At 63.2% G+C, this 20759-nt stretch carries 20 protein-coding genes; 9 read left to right on the top strand and 11 right to left on the bottom strand.

What is annotated here, in order from left to right:
- Nucleotides 1-63: 63 nt before the first annotated feature.
- Together P0D96_RS38210 and P0D96_RS38205 are read right to left on the bottom strand one after the other, a co-directional pair.
- On the bottom strand, nucleotides 64-1668 hold the full coding sequence (locus tag P0D96_RS38210) for a purine-cytosine permease family protein (protein WP_408318949.1): 1605 nt from the start codon (nucleotides 1666-1668) through the stop codon (nucleotides 64-66).
- A 269-nt stretch (nucleotides 1669-1937) separates the two neighbouring features.
- The gene (locus P0D96_RS38205) at nucleotides 1938-2918 is read right to left on the bottom strand and encodes a LysR family transcriptional regulator (RefSeq protein ID WP_408318947.1); all 981 of its coding nucleotides are present in this window, start codon (nucleotides 2916-2918) and stop codon (nucleotides 1938-1940) included.
- A 226-nt stretch (nucleotides 2919-3144) separates the two neighbouring features.
- On the opposite strand from P0D96_RS38205, the gene P0D96_RS38200 reads away from it, so the two are divergent.
- The gene (locus tag P0D96_RS38200) at nucleotides 3145-4473 is read left to right on the top strand and encodes an NAD(P)/FAD-dependent oxidoreductase (RefSeq protein WP_408318957.1); all 1329 of its coding nucleotides are present in this window, start codon (nucleotides 3145-3147) and stop codon (nucleotides 4471-4473) included.
- 73 nt (nucleotides 4474-4546) lie between these two features.
- On the opposite strand, the gene P0D96_RS38195 is transcribed toward P0D96_RS38200, so the two are convergent.
- Nucleotides 4547-4894, bottom strand: coding sequence for a DUF4148 domain-containing protein (locus tag P0D96_RS38195; protein WP_408181478.1), 348 nt, complete (start codon nucleotides 4892-4894; stop codon nucleotides 4547-4549).
- 244 nt (nucleotides 4895-5138) lie between these two features.
- Here P0D96_RS38195 and P0D96_RS38190 point away from each other — a divergent pair, with 244 nt between their 5' ends.
- The 6 genes from P0D96_RS38190 (at nucleotide 5139) to P0D96_RS38165 (ending at nucleotide 10410) form a co-directional block, all read left to right on the top strand.
- The gene (locus P0D96_RS38190) at nucleotides 5139-5495 is read left to right on the top strand and encodes a hypothetical protein (protein ID WP_408318945.1); all 357 of its coding nucleotides are present in this window, start codon (nucleotides 5139-5141) and stop codon (nucleotides 5493-5495) included.
- A 22-nt stretch (nucleotides 5496-5517) separates the two neighbouring features.
- Nucleotides 5518-6201 (top strand): heavy metal response regulator transcription factor IrlR, encoded by a 684-nt coding sequence (gene irlR / locus P0D96_RS38185; RefSeq protein WP_132375094.1) that lies wholly within the window; start codon nucleotides 5518-5520, stop codon nucleotides 6199-6201.
- The gene (locus tag P0D96_RS38180; RefSeq protein WP_408318944.1) at nucleotides 6198-7655 is read left to right on the top strand and encodes a heavy metal sensor histidine kinase; all 1458 of its coding nucleotides are present in this window, start codon (nucleotides 6198-6200) and stop codon (nucleotides 7653-7655) included. Before irlR ends, P0D96_RS38180 begins: the two co-directional genes overlap by 4 nt.
- Before the next feature lie 129 nt (nucleotides 7656-7784).
- The gene (locus tag P0D96_RS38175) at nucleotides 7785-8081 is read left to right on the top strand and encodes a DUF4148 domain-containing protein (protein ID WP_408181473.1); all 297 of its coding nucleotides are present in this window, start codon (nucleotides 7785-7787) and stop codon (nucleotides 8079-8081) included.
- 66 nt (nucleotides 8082-8147) lie between these two features.
- Entirely contained in the window at nucleotides 8148-8774 is a 627-nt protein-coding gene (locus tag P0D96_RS38170; RefSeq protein WP_408181471.1) for a carbonic anhydrase, read from the top strand.
- Nucleotides 8775-8916: 142 nt separating this feature from the next.
- Nucleotides 8917-10410: a SulP family inorganic anion transporter gene (locus tag P0D96_RS38165; RefSeq protein ID WP_408318941.1), complete on the top strand. Its 1494-nt coding sequence runs from the start codon at nucleotides 8917-8919 to the stop codon at nucleotides 10408-10410.
- A gap of 17 nt (nucleotides 10411-10427) precedes the next feature.
- Here P0D96_RS38165 and P0D96_RS38160 read toward each other — a convergent pair whose 3' ends face one another.
- On the bottom strand, nucleotides 10428-11321 hold the full coding sequence (locus tag P0D96_RS38160) for a LysR family transcriptional regulator ArgP (RefSeq protein WP_408318939.1): 894 nt from the start codon (nucleotides 11319-11321) through the stop codon (nucleotides 10428-10430).
- A 97-nt stretch (nucleotides 11322-11418) separates the two neighbouring features.
- Here P0D96_RS38160 and P0D96_RS38155 point away from each other — a divergent pair, with 97 nt between their 5' ends.
- Nucleotides 11419-12036 carry a LysE/ArgO family amino acid transporter gene (locus P0D96_RS38155; protein ID WP_132375099.1) on the top strand — a complete coding sequence of 206 codons (618 nt, stop codon included), beginning with the start codon at nucleotides 11419-11421 and terminating at the stop codon, nucleotides 12034-12036.
- 102 nt (nucleotides 12037-12138) lie between these two features.
- Here P0D96_RS38155 and P0D96_RS38150 read toward each other — a convergent pair whose 3' ends face one another.
- Entirely contained in the window at nucleotides 12139-13614 is a 1476-nt protein-coding gene (locus P0D96_RS38150; protein ID WP_408318937.1) for an HD domain-containing phosphohydrolase, read from the bottom strand.
- Nucleotides 13615-13763: 149 nt separating this feature from the next.
- Here P0D96_RS38150 and P0D96_RS38145 point away from each other — a divergent pair, with 149 nt between their 5' ends.
- Nucleotides 13764-14555, top strand: coding sequence for an alpha/beta fold hydrolase (locus P0D96_RS38145; RefSeq protein WP_408318935.1), 792 nt, complete (start codon nucleotides 13764-13766; stop codon nucleotides 14553-14555).
- A gap of 231 nt (nucleotides 14556-14786) precedes the next feature.
- Here the strand turns inward: P0D96_RS38145 and P0D96_RS38140 are convergent, their stop codons facing one another.
- From P0D96_RS38140 to P0D96_RS38115, 6 genes are all read right to left on the bottom strand, one after another.
- Nucleotides 14787-15005 carry a DUF6566 family protein gene (locus P0D96_RS38140; RefSeq protein ID WP_132375102.1) on the bottom strand — a complete coding sequence of 73 codons (219 nt, stop codon included), beginning with the start codon at nucleotides 15003-15005 and terminating at the stop codon, nucleotides 14787-14789.
- Nucleotides 15005-15337 (bottom strand): hypothetical protein, encoded by a 333-nt coding sequence (locus P0D96_RS38135; RefSeq protein WP_408318933.1) that lies wholly within the window; start codon nucleotides 15335-15337, stop codon nucleotides 15005-15007. The genes P0D96_RS38140 and P0D96_RS38135 overlap by 1 nt, the downstream gene beginning before the upstream one ends.
- Nucleotides 15338-15639: 302 nt before the next feature.
- Nucleotides 15640-17457, bottom strand: coding sequence for a glutamine--fructose-6-phosphate transaminase (isomerizing) (gene glmS / locus P0D96_RS38130; protein WP_408318931.1), 1818 nt, complete (start codon nucleotides 17455-17457; stop codon nucleotides 15640-15642).
- Between the two features lie 63 nt (nucleotides 17458-17520).
- Nucleotides 17521-18543, bottom strand: a complete 1023-nt coding sequence (gene galE / locus P0D96_RS38125; RefSeq protein WP_408318929.1) for a UDP-glucose 4-epimerase GalE — start codon at nucleotides 18541-18543, stop codon at nucleotides 17521-17523.
- Between the two features lie 35 nt (nucleotides 18544-18578).
- A complete protein-coding gene (locus P0D96_RS38120; RefSeq protein ID WP_408280190.1) occupies nucleotides 18579-19514 on the bottom strand; it encodes an endo alpha-1,4 polygalactosaminidase in 936 nt (311 codons plus the stop codon).
- 38 nt (nucleotides 19515-19552) lie between these two features.
- Nucleotides 19553-20746, bottom strand: coding sequence for a glycoside hydrolase family 191 protein (locus P0D96_RS38115; protein WP_408318927.1), 1194 nt, complete (start codon nucleotides 20744-20746; stop codon nucleotides 19553-19555).
- Nucleotides 20747-20759 lie beyond the last annotated feature (13 nt).

The raw sequence follows: 20759 nt of genomic DNA, 5'->3' as shown, positions 1-20759 counted from the left end.
TTGCCTACTCAATTTAAATACCATTGCTTGTACCGCACGAAGCCGCGCACATCGGCGTGCGCTTCAACCTGCGTCCTGCGTGTCCAGCTCCGCCTCGCGCTCGCGTTCCGCACCCACGGCGCGTTGCGGTTTCGTCCGCCGCTGCGTGGCTGCTTTAGGCTTAGTCGCCGGCACCACGGGATGCACGGTTACATTGCGCTGCGAACCGCCGCGCAGCCAACGGCGGCCTTGCGGTCCATACACGCCGTCGGGCTCCGGAAAGCACTGTAGCAACGCTATATACAACGCGGCTGCCAGCGTCAGCGAAACCGGCATGCTGATGTCGAGGCCACCGGCGAGCTGGCCGAGCGGACCGACGAACTGATCCGGCAGATTCACGAAGCACAGGCTGATCGCCGCGCTCGGAATCCATGCGCCCATCGCGCGCCAGTTCCAGCCGTGCGTGAACCAGTAGTGACCGCCACGGCCGCCGCGATTGAACACCTGCAAGTCGTCGGACAGATAGAAACCGCGCCGCGTGACGAAGCCGATGATCATGATCACCATCCACGGGCAACTGCAGACGTTGATCAGCACCGAGAACGTCGACACGCTTTCGACCAGATTGAAGGCGAAGCGGCCGAGAAAAATGAAGCCGATGGCGAGGCTGCCGATCAGCAACGTGGCGCGCACGCGGTTCAGGAACTTAGGAAACATGCTCGACATGTCGAGGCCGGTTCCATACAGCGCGGTCGTGCCCGTCGACATGCCGCCGATGATCGCAATCAGACACACCGGCAGGAAGAACCAGTTCGGCGAGATCGCCAGCAGACCGCCCACATAGTTATTCGACGCGATGAAATCCGGCGCCTTGCTGGCGATGATCGTCGCCGTGGCGAGGCCGAAGAAGAACGGCACGAACGTGGCCAGTTGCGCAAGCATTACCGCGAGGATCGTGCGCTTTCTCGGCGTGTTCTCCGGAATATAGCGGGCCCAATCGCCGAGCGTGCAGGCGAACGATACGGGATTGCTCATCGCAACCAGCACGGCGCTCACGAAGGCCGGCCAGAAACCCACCGAGCCGAGCGCGACCTTGCCGGCGTAGGCGCCATCGAACGACTTGGTGAACGCGAACAGGCCGACGACGAACAGAATGCTCGCCGCCCACACCGCGATCTTGTTGACCCACAGCATGAAGCGGAAACCATACACGCACACGGTCAGCACCAGCACCGCGAACAGACCATATGCGAAGCTCAGCGTCATCCAGTTGACCGGCAAACCGAGCAGATGATTCGCGCCGCCCACGAGCGCATCGCCCGAACTCCACACCGCCAGCGAGAAAAACGCGACCGCGGTCAGCACCGCCAGAAACGAGCCGACGATCCGCCCATGAATGCCGAAATGCGCGCCCGACGAGACCGGGTCGCTGGTGCCGTTACGCGGACCGAACAGGCTCATCGGCGCAAGAATGCATGAGCCGATCAGCACGCCGAGCACGATCGACCAGACACCCGCCTTGAACGACAAACCGAGCAGCACCGGAAAACTGCCGAGCACGGAGGTCGAAAAGGTATTGCAACCGCCGAACAGCAAGCGGAACAGATCGATTGGCCGCGCATAACGCGAGCGATCCGGAATGCGTTCGAAACCGAATGTTTCGACTTGAGTGATGCTGTTGCTGCTCATTGTCTCCGACTCCTGTAACGGCCAGGTCAATCACAATGGCTCGCCACGGGGATGCGGCGTCCACTTTTCTCAGATGTCTGGACGCCACTGTAAAGACAATCAGCGCGGGCAAAAATATCGTCCGCCCAACCTTTACTTCGATCGCCGGCGATGTTATCGGCAAGCACCGCCCGGCAAGGCTCTGCGGGCGCCCGGAAAGGCCGCTTAGGGACTTCCCGCAGGCTTCGCGCAGCGCAAACGTCGAAGCGAATAGCGAGAATCCGCACGCGTTATGTCGCGTCCGCGCCGCCCGCCTGGCGCGTCTGGCGGCGTTTTTTTGCGGCAGCGACAGTCGGCAGCGGCACCGGCACCGCGCCCGACATGCCGTGCTCGATCAAAAAATCGCGGAACAGCCCGGCCACATGCGGCAGACGTTTATCCGACACATGCATCACATACCAGTCGCGCTCGATCGGGTTGGCGGGCATCGGCAACAGCGCGAGCAAGCCCGCCTGAAACTCCAGCGAACAGGCGTGCAGCGACAGGAACGCGATGCCCAATCCCGCCTCGACCAACTGCTTGATCGCCTCGTTGCTCGACAGCTCGGAGCCGATATGAAGCTTGAGGCCCGCGAGCCGAAACAGATTCTCGACGGTCGAACGCGTGCCCGAACCGCGTTCCCGCACGAACAGATTCGCGCTTTGCAGATCGTCGAGCGACAAACGCTTCTTCTTCATCAGCGCATGCGCGGGCGAGGCGACGAACGCCATCGGATGCTTGGCGAACGCGGTCGCCGCCGTGCGCAATTCGCGCGGCGCGCTGCCCATCACCGCGAGATCGATCTCGTGCGTCGCCAGCATGCGGATGATGTCCGCGCGATTGCCGACCTTGAACTGCACCTTCACTTGCGGACGCAATTCGGTGAAACGCACCAGAAACGGCGGGATCAGATACTCGGCCGTGGTGATCGCGCCGATGCGCAGCGTGCCGCCCTGCTCGCCGTGCAACGCGGCCAGATCGTCGGCCGCGCCGTTCCACAGGTCGAGGATTTCCAACGCATAACGGGCGAGGATCTCACCGGCCGCGGTCAACTGCACACCACGGCCCACGCGCTGCAACAGCGGCGCGCCCGCGGCCTCTTCGAGCAGCCGCACCTGTAGCGACACGGCCGGCTGCGTGAGCCGCAATTCCTCGGCCGCACGCGACACGCTGCCGAGCTTCGCAATCGTATGCAAGGCCTTTAACTGACGAAACGTCGCGGCTTTTAACATAAGTGAAAACCTATATGTTCCGTATAAACATTAAATTGTGCTGCGGTTTTCGCCGATTCTATACTGGCCTGACAGATGAGCCGGGGAATGTTTGGAATCGTGCTCGGCGCGGCGCCAGCACCGGCCCGGCACGAATAACGTCAGGAGGATAGAGATCATGGCCGCAATCGATCAACAGGCAAGCGCAACAACGCAGCGGGCGCACCACGCGCAATCCGCGCAACGCATGGACAATTCGGCGGCGCATCGGGTCGTGATCGTCGGCGGCGGTGTGGGTGGACTCGGGCTCGCCACGCGCCTGTCCGAATCGCTCGGGCGTGCCGGCCTCGCGCAGATAGTGCTGGTCGACCGCTGGCCCACGCACTTCTGGAAGCCCCTGCTGCACGAAGCCGCTTCAGGTCAACTCGATCCCGCGACCCATCAACTGCAATATGCGGTGCAGGCGCAACGGCACGGCTTCGAATTCGAACAGGGTGAACTCACTGCGCTCGATCGCGCCGAGCGGCATATCACGCTGAGCGCGTTACACGATGCAGACGGCCGCGAAATTCTGCCGGCACGGCAAATCGCTTTCGATACGCTGGTGCTGGCCATGGGCAGCGTCACACAGTATTTCGGCGTGCCCGGCGCCGCGGAGCATGCGTTGCCGCTCGAATCGGTCGCACATGCGGAAGCATTCCGCCGCAAGTTGCTCGATGCCTGTCTGCGCGCGAACCATGCGCGCCGGGCGCAGACCGCGCATGCGGATACGCCGGTGTCGATCAACATCATCGGTGCCGGCGCGACGGGTGTCGAACTCGCCGCCGCATTGCGCGACACGGTGCGTTTGCTGAATCGCTACAGTCCGTTTTCACTCGATCCGGTGCGCGACTTCCGCATCCGTTTGATCGAAAGTAGCGGACGTGTGCTGCCTGCTTTGTCCGAAACGATTTCAGCGCGCGCACAGCGGATGCTCGCCAGTCTCGGCGTGGAAGTGTTAAGTGCCACGCGTGTCACCGAAGTGCGCGCCGATGCCGTGCTGACCGACGGCGGCGCCCCGCTCGCCAGCGACATCGCGATCTGGACAGCGGGCATCTCGGGGCCACCGGTATTGCGCACGCTGGACGGCATCGCGGTGAATCGCAACGCGCAGATCCAGGTGAATCGCACGTTGCAATGCACGAACGATCCGAATATCTTCGGCCTTGGCGACTGCGCGGCCTGCCCCGCCGACGACGCCGGCGCGTTCCTCGCCCCGCGCGCGCAGGTCGCGCATCGACAGGCGCTGTTTCTCGCGCGCGCATTGAAGTGCCAGATTGCAGGTGAAGCGTTACCCGAGTTCGTGTACCGCGACGCCGGCACGTTGGTCGGCTTCGGGCGTGAAGGCACCATAGGCAGCCTCAGCAACAGCTTGCTGACGCAGCCGGTATTTGTCGATGGCTGGCTCGCCACTGCGGTCTACAAGCTCATCTATCGGCGGCACGTCATGACGCTGACCGGTTTCGCGCGCATGGCGCTCGATACGGCGAGCCACTGGTTGCGCAGACGCGTGCATCCGGTGATCCGGTTGCACTAGATAAAACTTTGCTGCTCACGCGCCGATGGATCCGATCGGTTCGGCAAGTGAGCGGCTTGCCACCTACTTCAACCTAGCGCATCTGAAACGCGTCCGCCACGGAACGCGCGCCGTCCGGCAACGGACACGGCTGCGGATACTGGCTGTCCGACACGTCCATGCAACCCGACGCGCGCGCGACGGCCAGTTCACGCTTCACCTCCTCGCGGGTCTTTCCTTGCGGCGCCTGCCGCGCCTTCCGCACCGCACGCTCTTCTCCACCCTGCACCTGTTGCGGCTTTCGCTGCACCTGCTCCTGCGCCTCGTAAGCCACACGCGGCCCCGTGGCTGGGTCAAGCGACGAAACACCGTCGCTTGCCACCGACACACTCATCCACGCAAAGCCCAGCACGACTCCCGCAAACCACTTCGCATTCCGCACGATCTATTCTCCGATTCCGTTTGATTGAGCCCCCATGCTAGATCGAAGCGGCTCCCTGAACATGAGCGTGCCATGACGATCCTGTCATGCGTGCGACGCACCGCAATAAAACATGCACGCAAAATATATGACGGAATTGTCATGTTGCGTTCATGTTCGCATCGATCAGGTATCCGTACGATGGACCCGTTCTATCTTCAAATTGACCCGTATGCGGCACTTTCAACGAATGCGAAGTCTGACGATGCGCATCACGCATTTCAGTGCAAGCGTCCCGGCACGCTGGGAACGGCTCCGCATCGATCATCCGGTCTCTCTGGGAGCCGCGCTGCTCGTCATTGCACTCAGTTCGCTGGCGTTCTGGTGGATTCAGCCTGACGGGCTGTTCGACGGCGGCGAACCAGCCTGCCCCTCCGCATATGCAAAGTCAACTGTCCAGGACGGGCCGTTATTCACGCGAGGCCTGCTCTCGCTCGAGGTGTTTTCCGCGATGACTCGCACCATGCCGCGGACTTCCAGTTCGCTGCCTGCAGTCGATCACGGGCTCGATGCAGCCAATGCCTCCACGTCATGCGCGCCCAATGCACGCATCGGCCGCTGACCCGCGGCACTGAGAGAAAATCATGCGTATCCTGATCGTCGAGGACGAAATCAAAACCGGCACGTATCTTCGCAAAGGTTTGACCGAAGCGGGCTTTATCGTCGACTGGGTGGAAGACGGCGTGACCGGCCAGCACCGCGCGTTGACGGAGGACTACGACCTGATCGTCCTCGACGTCATGCTGCCCGGCCAGGACGGCTGGACGGTGCTGAAAAACCTGCGCCGCACCCATTCGACTTCGGTCCTGCTGCTCACCGCGCGCGACGAGGTGGACGACAAAGTGCGCGGCCTCAACATGGGTGGCGACGACTATCTCGTCAAGCCGTTCGACTTCGCCGAACTGCTGGCCCGTGTGCGCTCGATTCTGCGACGTGGGCAAACGCGCGACGCGGCTTCCCTGCAAGTCGCCAATCTGGTGCTCGACCTGACGCGCCGCAAGGCCACGCGCCACGGCGACATGATCCTGCTCACGGCCAAGGAATTCGCGTTGTTATGGCTGCTGATGCGTCGTCAGGGTGAAATTCTGCCGCGTTCGACGATCGCCTCCCAGGTGTGGGACATGAACTTCGACAGCGACACGAACGTCGTCGACGCCGCGATCCGCCGCCTGCGCGCGAAGGTCGACGACAATTACGAGCCCAAGCTGATTCACACCGTGCGCGGCATGGGTTACGTACTGGAAGAGCGCGGCCCATCGCAGTCATGATCCGACGTCTACTCGCGGCGGTGCGCCTGCGCGCGTCAACGCTGCGCTTCAGGCCGCCCGCGCGGCTCGTGCCGCGCACCTTGCGTGCGAGGCTGTCAATACTCTTCGCCCTTTCGACTTCGCTGCTACTCATATTCAATGGCGTACTGCTGTATCACGGCCTGAAAACGCGCATCGAAGCCGCGTCGGCGCGCGAGATGACCACCACGCTCGCCGCGCTGCAATTGCGCCTGCACACCATGCCCAGCATCCAGGCGGTCAGCGCTGATCGTGAGACGTGGCACAACCAGCTATACGGACATCAGAACCTGGATATTGCGCTGTTCGATTCGCGCAGCGCACCGCTCATTCGCACCAACGGCTACTGGCCGAATGCGGAGACCATGACCGTCCGCGCTGGCCTCGCACCCGTGCGCGTGTCGATCGAGAAACTGCCGCTGCGCTTTCTGGTGGCAATGGCGCTGCTCGGCGACCCATCCGGCACACAAGTGCGCGTGGTCGTGCAATACGACGCGAGCGGCGAACGCGCGTTACTGCGCGCCTACGCACTCAACGTGCTGGTCGTCATCGTGACGGGGACGCTGGTGAATGCACTGCTTGCGTGGTCGATCGCCCGTTTCGGACTGCGGCCGCTGGCTCGTTTGACGGCGCGCGCCGAGCAGATCTCCAGCAGCCATCTTGCGGAACCATTGCCCGAGCGCGACATGCCTGGCGAACTGAAGGAACTGAGCCGTGCCTTCAACCGCATGCTGGCGCGCCTGCATGAATCGTTCACGCGTCTCACGCAATTTTCATCCGACCTTGCGCATGACATGCGGACTCCCCTCACGAATCTGCTGGCTGAAGCGCAAGTGGCACTCTCGCAACCGCGTTCCGCCGACGAATACCGCGGCGTGATCGAATCGAGCGTGGACGAATTCCAGCGCCTCGCGCGTCTTATCGACAGCATGCTGTTTCTCGCGCGGGCGGACAGCATTCGCCACCGCTTGACGCTGCAATGTGTCGACGGGCGCAGCGAGGCGCTGCGCATTGCCGGCTACTACGAAATCATGGCGGCGGATGCCGGCGTCGAAATCGTCGTATTGGGCAATGCGCGTTTCGAAGGCGATGTGCTGATGGTGCAGCGGGCGCTCAGCAACCTGATTTCGAACGCGTTGACCCACGCACCGCGCGGCAGCACCGTCGACGTGCAGTGCGCGGAACGCAGCCGCTATGCGCACGTCTCGGTGTCGGACACCGGCGCCGGCATCGCGCGACCGCATCTGGAGCGCATCTTCGACCGTTTTTACCGGGTCGATCCATCGCGGCACAACTCGGCAAGCGGCACGGGCCTCGGACTTGCCATCGTCAAGTCGATCATGGACGAACATCACGGCGAATGCAGCGTGGAAAGCGTGCCGCACGTGCGCACCACGTTCAGCTTGCGCTTCCCGAAGCATCCGCCGATCAGTTGAGCCAGGCACACGCCCGCACGATGACAAAACTATCATGCGGCGATCACCACGGTCTCATCCCCTGCTATGCACAATGTCCCTGTCTGATCAACATTGATCAGACATCCCAATCAACTTGCAGAGGACTCGATGAAACACTACGCAACTGCCCTGGCCGCCCTGATTCTGAGCACACTCGCCACCACCGCCGTAGCAAACGACAACAACAGCATTCCCACCTTCACCTCGCAACCACAAGGCACCCTCGCGGGCCAGCCGCAACAGATGGGGAAATCCCGCGAACAGGTGCGTCAGGAGTTAATCGAGGCTCAGCGGCAAGGTCTCATTCCCAACACCGAGGCCGACTATCCGCCGAGTCAACGGAGCATCGACGCGAATAAAGCCCGCCATGCAGCCATGCAACGCTACTGGGCCGAGAACGACTGACACTCGTTCGGCAACAGATACAGATGCAATTCACAACGCGATCGTCGCATCAACGGAAGCTCGTTCATGACATACCCGAAACGCATGCTCGTCGAAAACCTCGCCTGGTCCGACGAAATCAACAACCGTGATCCTGCGTATTTCCGGCGCCTCGCCAGCAATCAGCAACCGAACGTGCTGTGGATCGGTTGCTCCGACAGCCGCGTGCCGGAAGCGATTACGCGGGCGATGCCCGGCGAGATCTTCGTGCATCGCAATATCGCGAATCTCGTCGCCGACAACGACGACAACCTCACGAGCGTGCTCGAATACGCGGTCACCGCACTGCAGGTGGAGCATGTGATCGTCTGCGGCCATCACTGCTGCGGCGGCGTGCAGGCGGCGCTGCGGCCACCCGTGCCCGAACTGCCGAACGTCAATCGGCGCATTGGGGGAATTCGCCGGCTGTGCGCGCTGCACACCACCGAATTGCGCGAGCTGCCGAGCTTCGAGGCACGCGTGGATCGGCTCGCCGAACTCAATGTGCTGGCACAGGTTCAGGCGCTGCACGCCATGCCGTTGATTCAAAGCGCGCGACGTCCCGTGCAGATTCACGGCTGGATTTTCTCGATGCTCGAAGGGCGTCTGAAAACATTGACCGACACACCCTGGACCGCGAACCGCAACGCAGCCACCGAAGCCGCGATGGGCTGACTGCCACTGCACCAACCAGTCGCAATACGCGCGAGGAGACCGACTCGTCCCAATCGCCCGCGCTGCTGTAACCGCGCACGACAAACGCCGCCGATAAGCGCGGCGTTTTTTTCGACTCCCCAGCTTCGAGGCAAGCTTTACGATGATTCCATCCACCTCTGAACAACCTGAAGTCAACAGCAGCCCCGCGTCTCGCCCGTATGCATGGCGCAGCGACCTGCTCGCGGGCATCACCGTTTTCCTGATCGCGTTGCCGCTATGCCTGGGCATCGCGCAGGCTTCCGGCGTCGCGCCGTTCGCCGGCATTCTGGCCGGCGTGATCGGCGGCCTTGTGGTCGCGTTGCTGAGCGGCTCACGGCTGAGCGTGAGCGGACCGGCTGCCGGGCTCGTCGTGATTGTCGTCAATGCGCTGGCCACGCTCGGCAGCTTCGCCGCGTTTCTGAGCGCACTCGTGATCGCGGGCGCCTTGCAGATCATGCTGGGCTTTCTACGCGCCGGACGGCTGGCGAGCTATGTGCCGGTGCCGGTGATCAACGGCATGCTTGCCTCGATCGGCATTCTGCTGATCGCCAACCAGTTGCCGCTGGCCGCGGGCATCAGTGGCGACGGCATCTCCGTGGTCATGCCGCTCCTCGCGATCGCGTCGATCGCCATACTCGTGGCGTGGAACACGCCAACGTTGCAGCGCTGGCGGCTCGTACGCGCGGCTCCCGCGCCGCTTGTGGTGGTGTTGATCGGCATCGCGGTCGCGGGATTCTCCGACTCTCTCGCACCGGGCAACGCGATCGCGTCCGTGCAACGTGTGGCGATGCCCGCGCTCGGATCATGGGATGCGTTTCGCGACGCGCTCACGTTTCCCGGCTTCGCGCATCGGCTCGACCCCGCTGTGTGGCGCGTGGCCGTGGTGATCGCGATCGTCGCGAGTCTGGAAACCTTGCTGAGTCTCGAAGCGCTTGAACAGATCGATCCCGCGCATCACAGAGCGCCGCCCGACCGTGAACTGAAGGCGCAAGGCGTCGGCAACCTGCTTGCCGGTCTGATCGGCGCGCTGCCGCTCACCGCCGTGGTCGTGCGCAGCGCGGCCAACGTGCATGCGGGTGCCCGCAGCCGTGTTTCGTGCATGACACACGGCCTCGTGCTGCTGATCGCCACGCTCACGCTGACCAGCGTGATCAATATGATTCCGCTCGCCAGCCTCGCGGCGATCCTGATCCACACCGGCTACAAACTCGCGAAGCCGCAGCTGTTCGTCGCAATGGGCCGCGCCGGACGCAGTCAGTTCGTGCCGTTCATCGGCACCATCGCCGGGGTGCTGTTGACGGATCTGCTGAGCGGCATTGCGATCGGCTTCGCGCTGAGCGTGGTACTTGTTGTCGAACGCAACCTGCATCGCGCGATGAGCTTCACGCGCGACGGCGATCACTACGTGCTGACCTTGCGCAAGAACGCGAGCTTCTTCTGCACGCCGCAACTGAAACGTTATCTCGGGCAGATTCCGCCGGGCGCGACCTTGATTCTCGACGCGACCCAGGCCGATCATATTGACTACGACGTGCGGCGCGTGATCGACAGTTTCATGGCGGATGCGCGGACCAGCAGTGTGCGGATCGAGTACCGGCACTGGCCAGCCGCCTGATTATGCATTGCGGATGTTCAGTCCAAAAACTCGGTTGCCCGCTTACGTAACACCGCGCCGAAGTCGTCGAGCCAGTCGATCGATAAACGCCAGCTCTGCCAGTAGAGATCGACATCGATATGCTTGCCGGGTGCGATCTCCACCAGTTCGCCGCTGGCCAGATGCGGGGCGATCATGCGCTCCGGGCACATGCCCCAGCCGAGGCCCGTGACGCAGGCGCGCAAAAAACCGGCGACGTGCGGAATCCAATGCAACGGCGGATCAATGTCCGCGCGCGTGATGCGGCGCATGAAGCGCTTTTGCAACTGGTCCTTGGGATTGAAGTCGACGCACGGCGTACGCCGCAAACTCTCGCGCGTGACGCCGTCGGCAAAGTGACGTGCGAGAAACTCCGGTGAACAGACCGCCAGATAACGCATCCGCCCAAGACGCGTGGAGCGGCAACCCTGCACGGGCTCGGCTTGCGTGGTGACCGCGCCTTGCACGCTACCGTCGCGAATCCGCTGCGCGGTGTGGTCCTGATCGTCGATCACCAGATCGAGCAGCATCTCCCGCTCGACGCAGAATTGCGCGACGGCGTCGATAAACCAGGTGCCGACGCTGTCGTCGTTGACGGCCACGCGCAGCGCCGGCCACGGTTCGACCAGCGCGCCGGGCAGCGCCGGCAGGCGGCCGGTCAGCTCCGCTTCGAGCAATTGCACGCGTTCGGTGTGGCGGCACAGCAGCGCGCCCGAGGTGGTCGCGACACAGGGCTGGCCGCGCTTCACCAGCACGCTGCCCACGCGCTCTTCCAGCAGTTTGACCCGTTGCGATACCGCGGACGGTGTCACATTCAGTTCGCTGGAGGCACGGTCGAACGAACCGTGGCGCACCACGGCGGCCAGCGCATCGAGCAACGCATAGTCGAGCATTAGCGTTCCTTAATCGGCATTAAGCGAATTAGCTTCTCTTATGAGCAGCAAACCCGCAGACTAGCCTCGTTCGCTTCTCCCGTCTACTGGATCGATTATGAATTGGCTGTCTTTTTCTCACGGCGCCGCCTTGTGCGCCTCCCTGATCGTGACGATCGGCGCGCAAAACGCCTTCGTGCTGCGTCAGGGCATCATGCGCTCGCATGTCGGCAAGATCGTCGCGCTGTGCGCGTTGTCGGACTGCCTTCTGATCGGCGCGGGCGTCGGCGGCGCATCGGTATTGGTCGAGCGCTATCCTGTGTTCGTTCACGCCATGCTGTATGTCGGGCTTGCCTATCTTGCGTGGTTCGGGATCAGCGCGTTGCGCCGCGCGGTGCGGCCTGGGCATGCGGTACTGGAAGGCGGGGACGTCAGCGCGGCGCCCGTGCAGCGCGCCGTGCCGATCATTCTGATGACGCTCGCCTTCACGTGGCTCAATCCGCACGTCTATCTCGACACGTTCCTATTGATCGGCACGGCCGGCGCACGCGAACCCGAAGGCGCGCGGATCGCTTTTGCGCTGGGCGCGATGGCGGTCAGCGGAATCTGGTTTATCGGATTGGGCTACGGCGCACGGGCGCTCGCGCCGCTCTTCAAGCGGGCGACAGCATGGCGCGTGCTGGATGGGGCGATCGGCAGCATGGTGCTGCTGCTCGCGGTGACGCAGTTTCGGTGAGCGCCGCCAGCGCGGTTGCCGTCAGGTGGTGTTGCCGGAAAACAAAAACTTTAGAAAGTACGGGTGTCCGCGCCACTGCAAACCCGTACGCAGCTCACCCACCTAGATGCACCCGAGCGCGGAAGCCTTCAACGTGGCCGCGGCACGGGTAGAACATTCGAGCTTGCGAAAGACGCTTTCCACATGCGTGCGCACGGTACTGGGGCTCAGTTCAAGAATGCGGGCGACTTCCTTGTTGCTCGCCCCCAGGCTGATGTGTTTTAGCACTTCCGCTTCTCGCGGCGACAACAACCCTGCTTTCGGATTGCGCGCACGTTCGCCGAATGCGGGACCATCGCCGAGTTCCGAGGAAACGGTTGCCTCGACCGCCTCTGTATCGAAACGCCCCGCCCGCGCCTGCTCGTTGAGCAGCGCCGCGGACTGCTCCGGCGAAAATGCCGGCCTCCAGGGGCGCGCTGAGCGCAGCGCCACCCAGGCGGCAGCAACCGCAAGCACCCGCGCTTCGCGTCCAATTGCATCGCCGGCGCTGCTGCGGAAATAGCCCGAACCATCGAGACGCTCGTACGCGAAAGAAGCGATCTCCGACTCGCGAGCAAGACCCTCGATCTGTTTGCCCGCACGCGCGGTCCAGTAGGGCACGAGGCGAACCTTTTCCCATGCTGCCGGAGAAAGCTCGCCCGCCGTATTCCAGATGGCGTTGGGGACCGCCATGCGTCCCATGCCATGGAGCAGCCCCGCCGTGTACGTGCAGCGCCGCGCATCGTCGCTCAGGCCTAAATGCGCGCAGCAGACACCGGCCGTCTCCGCTACTCGCCGCGAATAGCCGGTCATCCACGGCAGCTTCAGGTCGATCACGTCGGCGACGATCTCCGGCGCGCTGACCAGTTGCAGCGCTTGCGTGCAGCCCGACTCGTCACGCCGCTGCGCGATCGAATCCCCGAGTTCCTCGATCCACGCGGCCGCCCGAGCCGAGGCCAGCTGTGCCAATTCCAACGGGTATTGCCGGCCGGCCTTCTGCGCGATCAGCATCTGCGCGCGCTCGATACCATAGACCCGGCTCAGAATCTCGAGATCCCCCGACACGGCGACGATGAACACCGCGGCGGGTACATCGCGCCCCGGCCGATGGTCAGGAAAACCTCCGCCGTCCCAACTTTCGAAAATACGTCGAAGCGCCTCCTGAGTCGCAAGAGTGAGCCCGAGCATACGAGCCACCTCGCCCGAGACCTCGCAGTGTATCTGGGCGAGCGGCGTGATCGCGGCGCCCACTTGCGCCGGCGACTCGCCGGTCCCGGTCCAGTCCGGCCGCATGGCAAGCATGGCCGCGCGGCCGCCGATGTCGTCGCCGAGCCAGTCAGAAAAACCGGCCGCGTTTGCCGTGCAGCCGGACCACCTCAGAAGGGACACTTCCTTGACTACGTCGCATTGCGTGCCGTCCAGACCGGCCTCGGCGGCGAGTCGCGCCGCCAGCCAGGCGGTGCGCGGCGAATGGTCGGTAGGCTGCCCCATGCTGAGGTCGCCAATGAACGCGAGGGCCTTGACTGCGTCCAGCACCCGGATTGCAGAAACGTCATGCATAGCTTTCGACCTTGTTGTCAGTACTCGCGCGTCCAGCCGGACTGTGCCGGCTCGGTCATTCGACCGATACAGGAAATCGGCCGATCGGCGCATCCTCCAATCCGCAAGTTGTTTCTTACCCAACGAAATTGACGAAGAGGATGAACATTATGAATACCTTGCTGAAAAAGTGCCTGGCTGCCACGTTGATGCTGGGAGGCTTGCTGTCGCTGGCCGCTGTCACGCCGGCAAGCGCCGCCGCGCCGAACGGCGATCTGAAAGGCAAAAACGTCGTCCTGGTGCACGGAGCATTCGCCGACGGTTCGAGCTGGAACAAAGTGATTCCGCTCCTGGAGGCAAAAGGTCTGCACGTGGTGGCGGTGCAAAACCCCCTCAAATCACTCGACGACGATGCAGCGGCGACGCAACGCGTCATTGAACAACAGAACGGGCCCGTCATTCTGGTGGGCCACTCGTGGGCCGGTGCGGTGATCTCTCAGGCAGGCAACGACGACAAGGTCAAGGCCCTCGTCTATGTCGCGGCGTTTGCCCCGGATAGCGGTCAGTCGATCAACGACATCCTCAAAGGCAAGCCCGCGCCTTCATGGGCGACGGAGTTGCAGAAGGACTCCGCCGGTTATCTGACGCTGTCGACAGACGGGATCATCAAGGACTTCGCGCAGGACCTCCCGCCGGCCCAGGCCCGTATCGTAGCGGCCACACAAGGCCCCTGGTTTGCCGGTTGCTCGGACGACAAGGTGGCGAGCGCGGCGTGGCACAGCAAGCCGTCGTGGTACGTGCTGACGGAGAAGGACCGCATGATCCCCGCGCCCTTGCAGGCCGCGATGGCGCAACAGATCGGCGCCACGCTGGTCAAGGTCAATGCGAGCCACGTTGCGATGCTGTCGCAGCCGACTGAAGTTGCCGCGGCTATTATCACGGCCGCTCGTGCGGCGAAGTGAAGATTCTGGCTCACTAGCGGTTCGGGGATCTCAACGCTCATGCAGCCGCTCCACGCCTGCTTAAGCGTCTCTTAATCGAAGCAGTCGCAGCATCTTGACTTGAGGGTGCGTCGTGCGTTTGCGACGTTGTCTCAGTGACCGTCAGACGCAGCCCTCACCTTCTCTCAGGTTCTGGAAGCCTCGGAAAACCAGGACCATTCAAGCCGGCTATCGCCGACTTTTTTTTGCCGGTCACCCGTGGCTATCGATCCAGGCACGCGCCCACTCGAGGCCTGCGCGTTGCGCTTCTTCCTCAGTATCGAAGTGGGCGAGAATGCCCGACGCTTCGATCAGCTTGCCGGCGAGCGTAATGGTCCCGCTAGCGGCGTAGCGTTCGGGCTGCAAGATGTCCTCCTGCTGCAAGATGGCGTGCCCCCAGACGGTGTAGCCGTGATAGGTCTGGGACTCCATCAGCGCGTCACCTCAACCGTCATGCCGCGCGAATCCACCCGCAACACATTGCCCTCGGGCGTGATCTGCCGCGGAATCTCCGACATGTCCGGCGCATGAACAGGCACGTTTTCCCGCCGGTCCGTTTTCGCGACGAACCTGGCAACTGGCGCCGATGCAGGCCGCGCGCGGGCTTTCACGGCATGAGGAACGATGTGCCGACCACCGGCAGGTCGATGGGCAACGACCGCGCGATGCGGCATGCTCGCTCGTGCTTCCGGCGGGTTCCAGACTTCGACGTAGTGTGCGCCGGCCATGGCCGTCGAAGCCACCGCGAACAGCAGAGCGCCCAAGCCCAAAAATCGAAACATGTCCTCTCCCTATGCGCCATCGATCACGCCGCCACAATCACGGCGGCGCAACGAAATCCCATGCCGGATACTGTACATCCATACAGGTCTTTGCGCAATCCAATGATCGTCGCACCGAACAGCATGCGCTCGGGTCATGACGCCAAGGAGTAAGGAGGAGGAGAATGCGGTCGCCGTGCGGTTCGTGAACGCTGATCAAAGCTCTGAGCAAGCTTTGGAAGGCAACCATTCAACAGCAAAGCCGACGGGGAGCCGCCGCCGCCGACTACCCCGCCGCTAACCCTTCACTCCACCGTAACCGACTTCGCCAGGTTCCTCGGCTTATCGACGTCCGTCCCACGCGCGCACGCCGTGTGGTAAGCGAGCAATTGCAACGGCACTACATGCAAAAGCGGCGACAACGGCCCATAGTGCTCCGGCATTCTGATCACGTGAATCCCCGGCTCACTGCCAATCCGCGTGTCCGCATCCGCAAACACATAAAGCTCGCCGCCGCGCGCCTTCACTTCCTGGAGATTCGACTTCAGCTTCTCCAGCAGCGCATCGTTCGGCGCGATCGTCACGACCGGCATCGCATCGGTGACGAGCGCCAGCGGGCCGTGTTTCAACTCACCGGCGGGATAAGCCTCCGCGTGAATATAGGAAATCTCCTTGAGCTTGAGCGCGCCTTCGAGTGCGATCGGATAGTGCGAACCGCGTCCGAGGAACAGCGCGCTTTCCTTGCCCGAGAACTTCTCCGACCACGCGATGATCTGCGGCTCTAGCGCCAGCACCGCGTTCAACGCGGCCGGCAGATGGCGCAACTGGCGCACATAGTCGGCTTCCTGTTCCGGGCTCACCGTGCCGCGGATTTTGCCCAGCGTCGCGGCAAGCACGAACAGGCCGACCAGTTGCGTGGTGAACGCCTTGGTCGACGCCACGCCGATTTCGCGGCCCGCATGCGTATGAAACGACAGCGACGTCAGCCGCACCATCGCGCTCGTCGCCACGTTGCAGACCGACAGCGTGTGCTGATGCCCAAGCGACTGCGCATGCTTCAACGCAGCGAGCGTGTCGGCCGTTTCGCCGGACTGGGAAATCACGACCACCAGCGCCTTCAGATTCGGCACAGAATCGCGGTAGCGGTATTCGCTGGCAATTTCGACCTGAGTGGGAATCTTCGCGATCGATTCGAGCCAGTATTTAGCCGTCAGTCCCGAGTAATAGCTGGTGCCGCACGCGAGAATCAACAGACTGTCGATATCCGCAAACACGGCGGCGGCCGCTTCACCGAATAGCGACGCATCGAGCGACTCGCCTTGCGGCACCGTGTCGGCGATCGCACGCGGCTGCTCGAAGATTTCCTTCTGCATGAAATGCCGGTACGGGCCGAGTTCCACGCCGCCGCCATACGCGGCCACCGTGCGCACTTCGCGCGCTACGTCGGCGCCGTCGCGGCTCACGACCCGCACGCGCTCGAGCGTCAGCTCGCACACATCGCCCTCTTCCAGGAAGATGAAGCGCTCGGTCTCGCCGGCCAAAGCCAGCGCATCCGACGCGAGAAAATTCTCGCCTTCGCCGATGCCGACGACGAGCGGCGAACCTTGCCGCGCGCCCACCACCAGATGCGGATGCGCCTTGTGCTCGACCGCGATCGCGTACGCGCCGTCCAGCTGCTTCACGGCTTCGCGAACCGCCTCGAACAGATCGCCGCGATACAGGCTATGCACGAGATGCGCGACCACTTCGGTGTCGGTTTGCGAAACGAACACGTAACCCTTCGCGCGCAACATCTCGCGCAACGGCTCGTAGTTTTCGATGATGCCGTTATGCACCAACGCCAACTCGTCGTTCGAGAAAATCGGATGCGCGTTGTCCGTGACCGGCGCGCCGTGCGTCGCCCAACGCGTGTGCGCGACGCCCGTGCCGCCTTCGAGATGCGTCTCGCGTGCCTGCGCGTCGAGGTCCGCGACGCGCGCCGTGCTGCGCGCGCGGCGCGGGCCGGCTTCGGCCAGCACGGCGACACCGCACGAGTCGTAACCGCGATATTCCAGACGCCGCAGTCCTTCGATCAGAACCGGGACGATGTTACGTTGCGCTACCGCGCCGACAATGCCACACATAAATTTGCTTTCCCACGTGATGTTGTATCGGATGAGGCGAGCCGCCCCGAATCGAGTCGAGCTTCAGGCGTAACCGGCGGGATTGGTCGATTGCCAGCGCCAATGGTCGGCGCACATGCGTTCGATGCCGTATTGCGCGCGCCAGCCGAGCAGCTTTTCCGCCGCGGCCGGATCGGCGAAACAGGACGCGACGTCGCCCGGACGGCGCGCGACGATTTCATAAGGCACCGGCTTGCCCGACGCCTTTTCGAACGAGCGCACCACGTCCAGCACGCTATAGCCTTGCCCCGTGCCGAGATTCACGACGAAGCTCGCATCGCGCTCGACCAGCGCGTCGAGCGCGGCAAGGTGTCCGCGCGCGAGATCCACCACGTGGATGTAGTCACGCACGCCAGTGCCATCCGGCGTGTCGTAGTCGCCACCGAACACGCGCAGCTTCTCCAGCTTGCCGACGGCGACTTGCGCGACATACGGCATCAGGTTGTTCGGCACGCCGCCCGGGTCTTCGCCAATCAGACCGCTCTCGTGCGCGCCGACCGGATTGAAATAACGCAGCGTGGCGATGCGCCAGGACGGATCGGATACTTCCAGATCGCGCAGGATCTGTTCGGCGATCAGCTTCGTTTGTCCATACGGATTGGTGGCGGACAGCGGAAACGATTCGTCGATCGGCGAGGTCTTCGGCACACCGTACACCGTGGCCGACGAACTGAACACCAACTGCTTCACATCGCGCGCGCGCATGACCGAGAGCAGCGTGAGCAGACTGCCGAGATTGTTGTCGTAGTACTCGATCGGCTTCGAGACCGATTCGCCGACCGCTTTGAGCGCCGCGAAGTGAATCGCGCCAGTCACCGCGTGCGTGTCGAAAATGCGTTGCAACGCCGCTTCATCGCGCGAATCCGTTTCGTAGAACGCCACGCGCTTGCCCGTGATCTGCTCGACGCGTTTGAGCGACTCACGGTTGCTGTTCACCAGGTTGTCGACCACGACCACGTCGTAGCCGCCATTCAGCAATTCGACACAGGTATGCGAGCCGATAAAGCCCGCGCCACCGGTTACCAGAATCGTGCCTTTCAAGTCCATGCGAAATTCCCTTTTATAGTTATTCAATTCGAGTGTCACGGCCGCTCATTGCCGGTCCCGGCCGCGCCCACGCCGACGGTCGCGAGTCCGCCGTCGGTGACGTAGGGCACGAAGCCGGCTTGCGTAATCCGTGCCGCGGTGGCGGTTGCGCACGTGTCGTCGGCGGGCGGGCAATAGTCGATGGACAGCACCGGCAGCTTGTATCGATCGCGGATGGTCGCCGCCTGCATCAGCAGCCAGTCGCGATCGGCCTGCGGCACTTCCGTATAACGCTGCTTGCCGGCATCCCAACCGCGGTACAGCGATTCGAACGCCACCATGTAGGCGAGATCATGGATCTGCGGCAATACCTCGAACCCGCGGTTGAAGATCAGCTTCGCCTTCGGATAACGCTTCTTGATCGCGCGGATGACGCGCACCAGTCCAGCTTCCTGCGCGGCTCGCGCGGCATCGGTTTTGGCGATCAGATGGTAGGAGTCGAGCGTGTCGAGGAAAAAGCCCCGATAGCCTTTTTTCCATAACGGCGAGATCACCTTGTCGACGAAAAACGCCGGCCATTCGGCGGCCGTCTGATCGATCACGTGCGAGGCCCACGCTTCGTTGACGCCCGGCAGCCACGCGGACGGCATGGCGCTGTAATACGCGCGATGCGGGTTCACCTCGCCGACGCTCACATACGCGAACCACGCCGGATGCGCCTTCGCGTGAGCGCGCGGATCAAAGTGCGCGTCGGGGTCGACCACCACGACATCGAATGCGGCCAGTTCTTCGACGGGAGGATTCGCGCCGTAATACAGCGCCACCGACGGTCCCGCCGGCGCGTCCGCTGCGCTCTGCGCGTGCGCCACCGAAGCCAGCGCGCCGAGCGCGGCCATGCGCGCGAACCGGCTGACACGACGCAGCAGCGCGCGCAAGGTGAAACGTCGGTCGTGATCGTGCTCGTGCTCGGACAAAGCCGGTTCCTCTTTCATGTTGTTCGGGCAACGTCGCCCGTTTCTGGCTGTCGCTTCTAACTACCCACAGGCAGGAACGACCACCAGCAGATACTATCAAGCGACACAGTCGAGATCGAAGGACTGAAGCCCGTTTGCTGCGCCGCCGTCCACGCGGTTTGCGCGGTCGAAGTCGCCGTGCATGACGACGTATAGTCGAGCGATCCCACGAAGAAAGCGCTGCGACCGAGATTCTGCTCGGTGCTTTGCCATGACTTCAACAACTGCACGACTGACGTGCTCGTCGACGGCAAGAACACCTGTTCCGCGATTACACCGTCGATCAGCCACGGAAACGATACACCGCCCGTCGTCCCGCCGATGGCCTGCACGGGCGCCGCATTCGGCACCATCGCCAGATCCGGATAGCGGTCGCGCAGTCGCTTGACGAGATCGAGGCCACCTTGCGCGCAGGCTGCATCGCATGGGGCCGTAGACGCATTCGCGCCGTGGCCGACGATTTCGAAGTTATCCAGCATGAATCCGTCGACACCGGTAGCCGCGAGACGCGGCGCGACGTAGTTGACGATCAGGTTCTGATAGTCGGCGTTGGCGGGATTCATCCAGTATTCCTGGAAGCCCGAATATCTGCTGACTTGCGCCGAGGTATTCGCGCCGCACGACATGAAGCCGGACGGGACCGTGTTCCAGTAAGTGCGCGATTTCTCGCAGGCACCGAAATTCAGGTAGCTGAGCACCTTCGCGCCATTCGCCTTCAACGCGGCGATCTGCGCGGCCGAGAAGGCGGGCGTGCCGTTGCCGGGATCCGCGTCGATCACGATCAGCTTGAACGTGGCCGCCGCGTGGGCGATGCTGATCGCGCTGCCCTGGCCGTAATAGACGGCCCAGACCGGCGACGCCGGCAAGGCGCGCGCCGTCGAGATCGTCGGCGTGGTGCTCGAGCCGGAATTGGTATTCGTCGATGAATTGCCCGAACCGGACGAGTTCGTCGAACCGGTCGAGTTGCCGGAATTACCGGCGTTACTGGAGTTCGTGGCGCTGCCGGTGGCCGAACTCGTCGACGACACCGTTGTGCCATTCGTGCCGCCCGTACCGCTGCCGCCGCCTCCGCAGGCTGCCAGCAGACTGCAGGACGCGACGATCGCGGCCGCACCGATCCAGCGTTGCGCGATGCGGCGGCCGTAATGGACGTCGGCGGCAAGGCGCGCGCGCGCGGGCCGCCGAAGCGGGCCAGGATCATACTGATGCATGGTGGAATCCGAA

This window comes from Paraburkholderia sp. RL17-347-BIC-D (genome assembly GCF_046027915.1).
In the GTDB taxonomy this organism is placed as follows: domain Bacteria; phylum Pseudomonadota; class Gammaproteobacteria; order Burkholderiales; family Burkholderiaceae; genus Paraburkholderia.
Note: the sequence above shows the minus strand (reverse complement) of the source record. Positions and strands in the feature narration are given on the sequence as shown.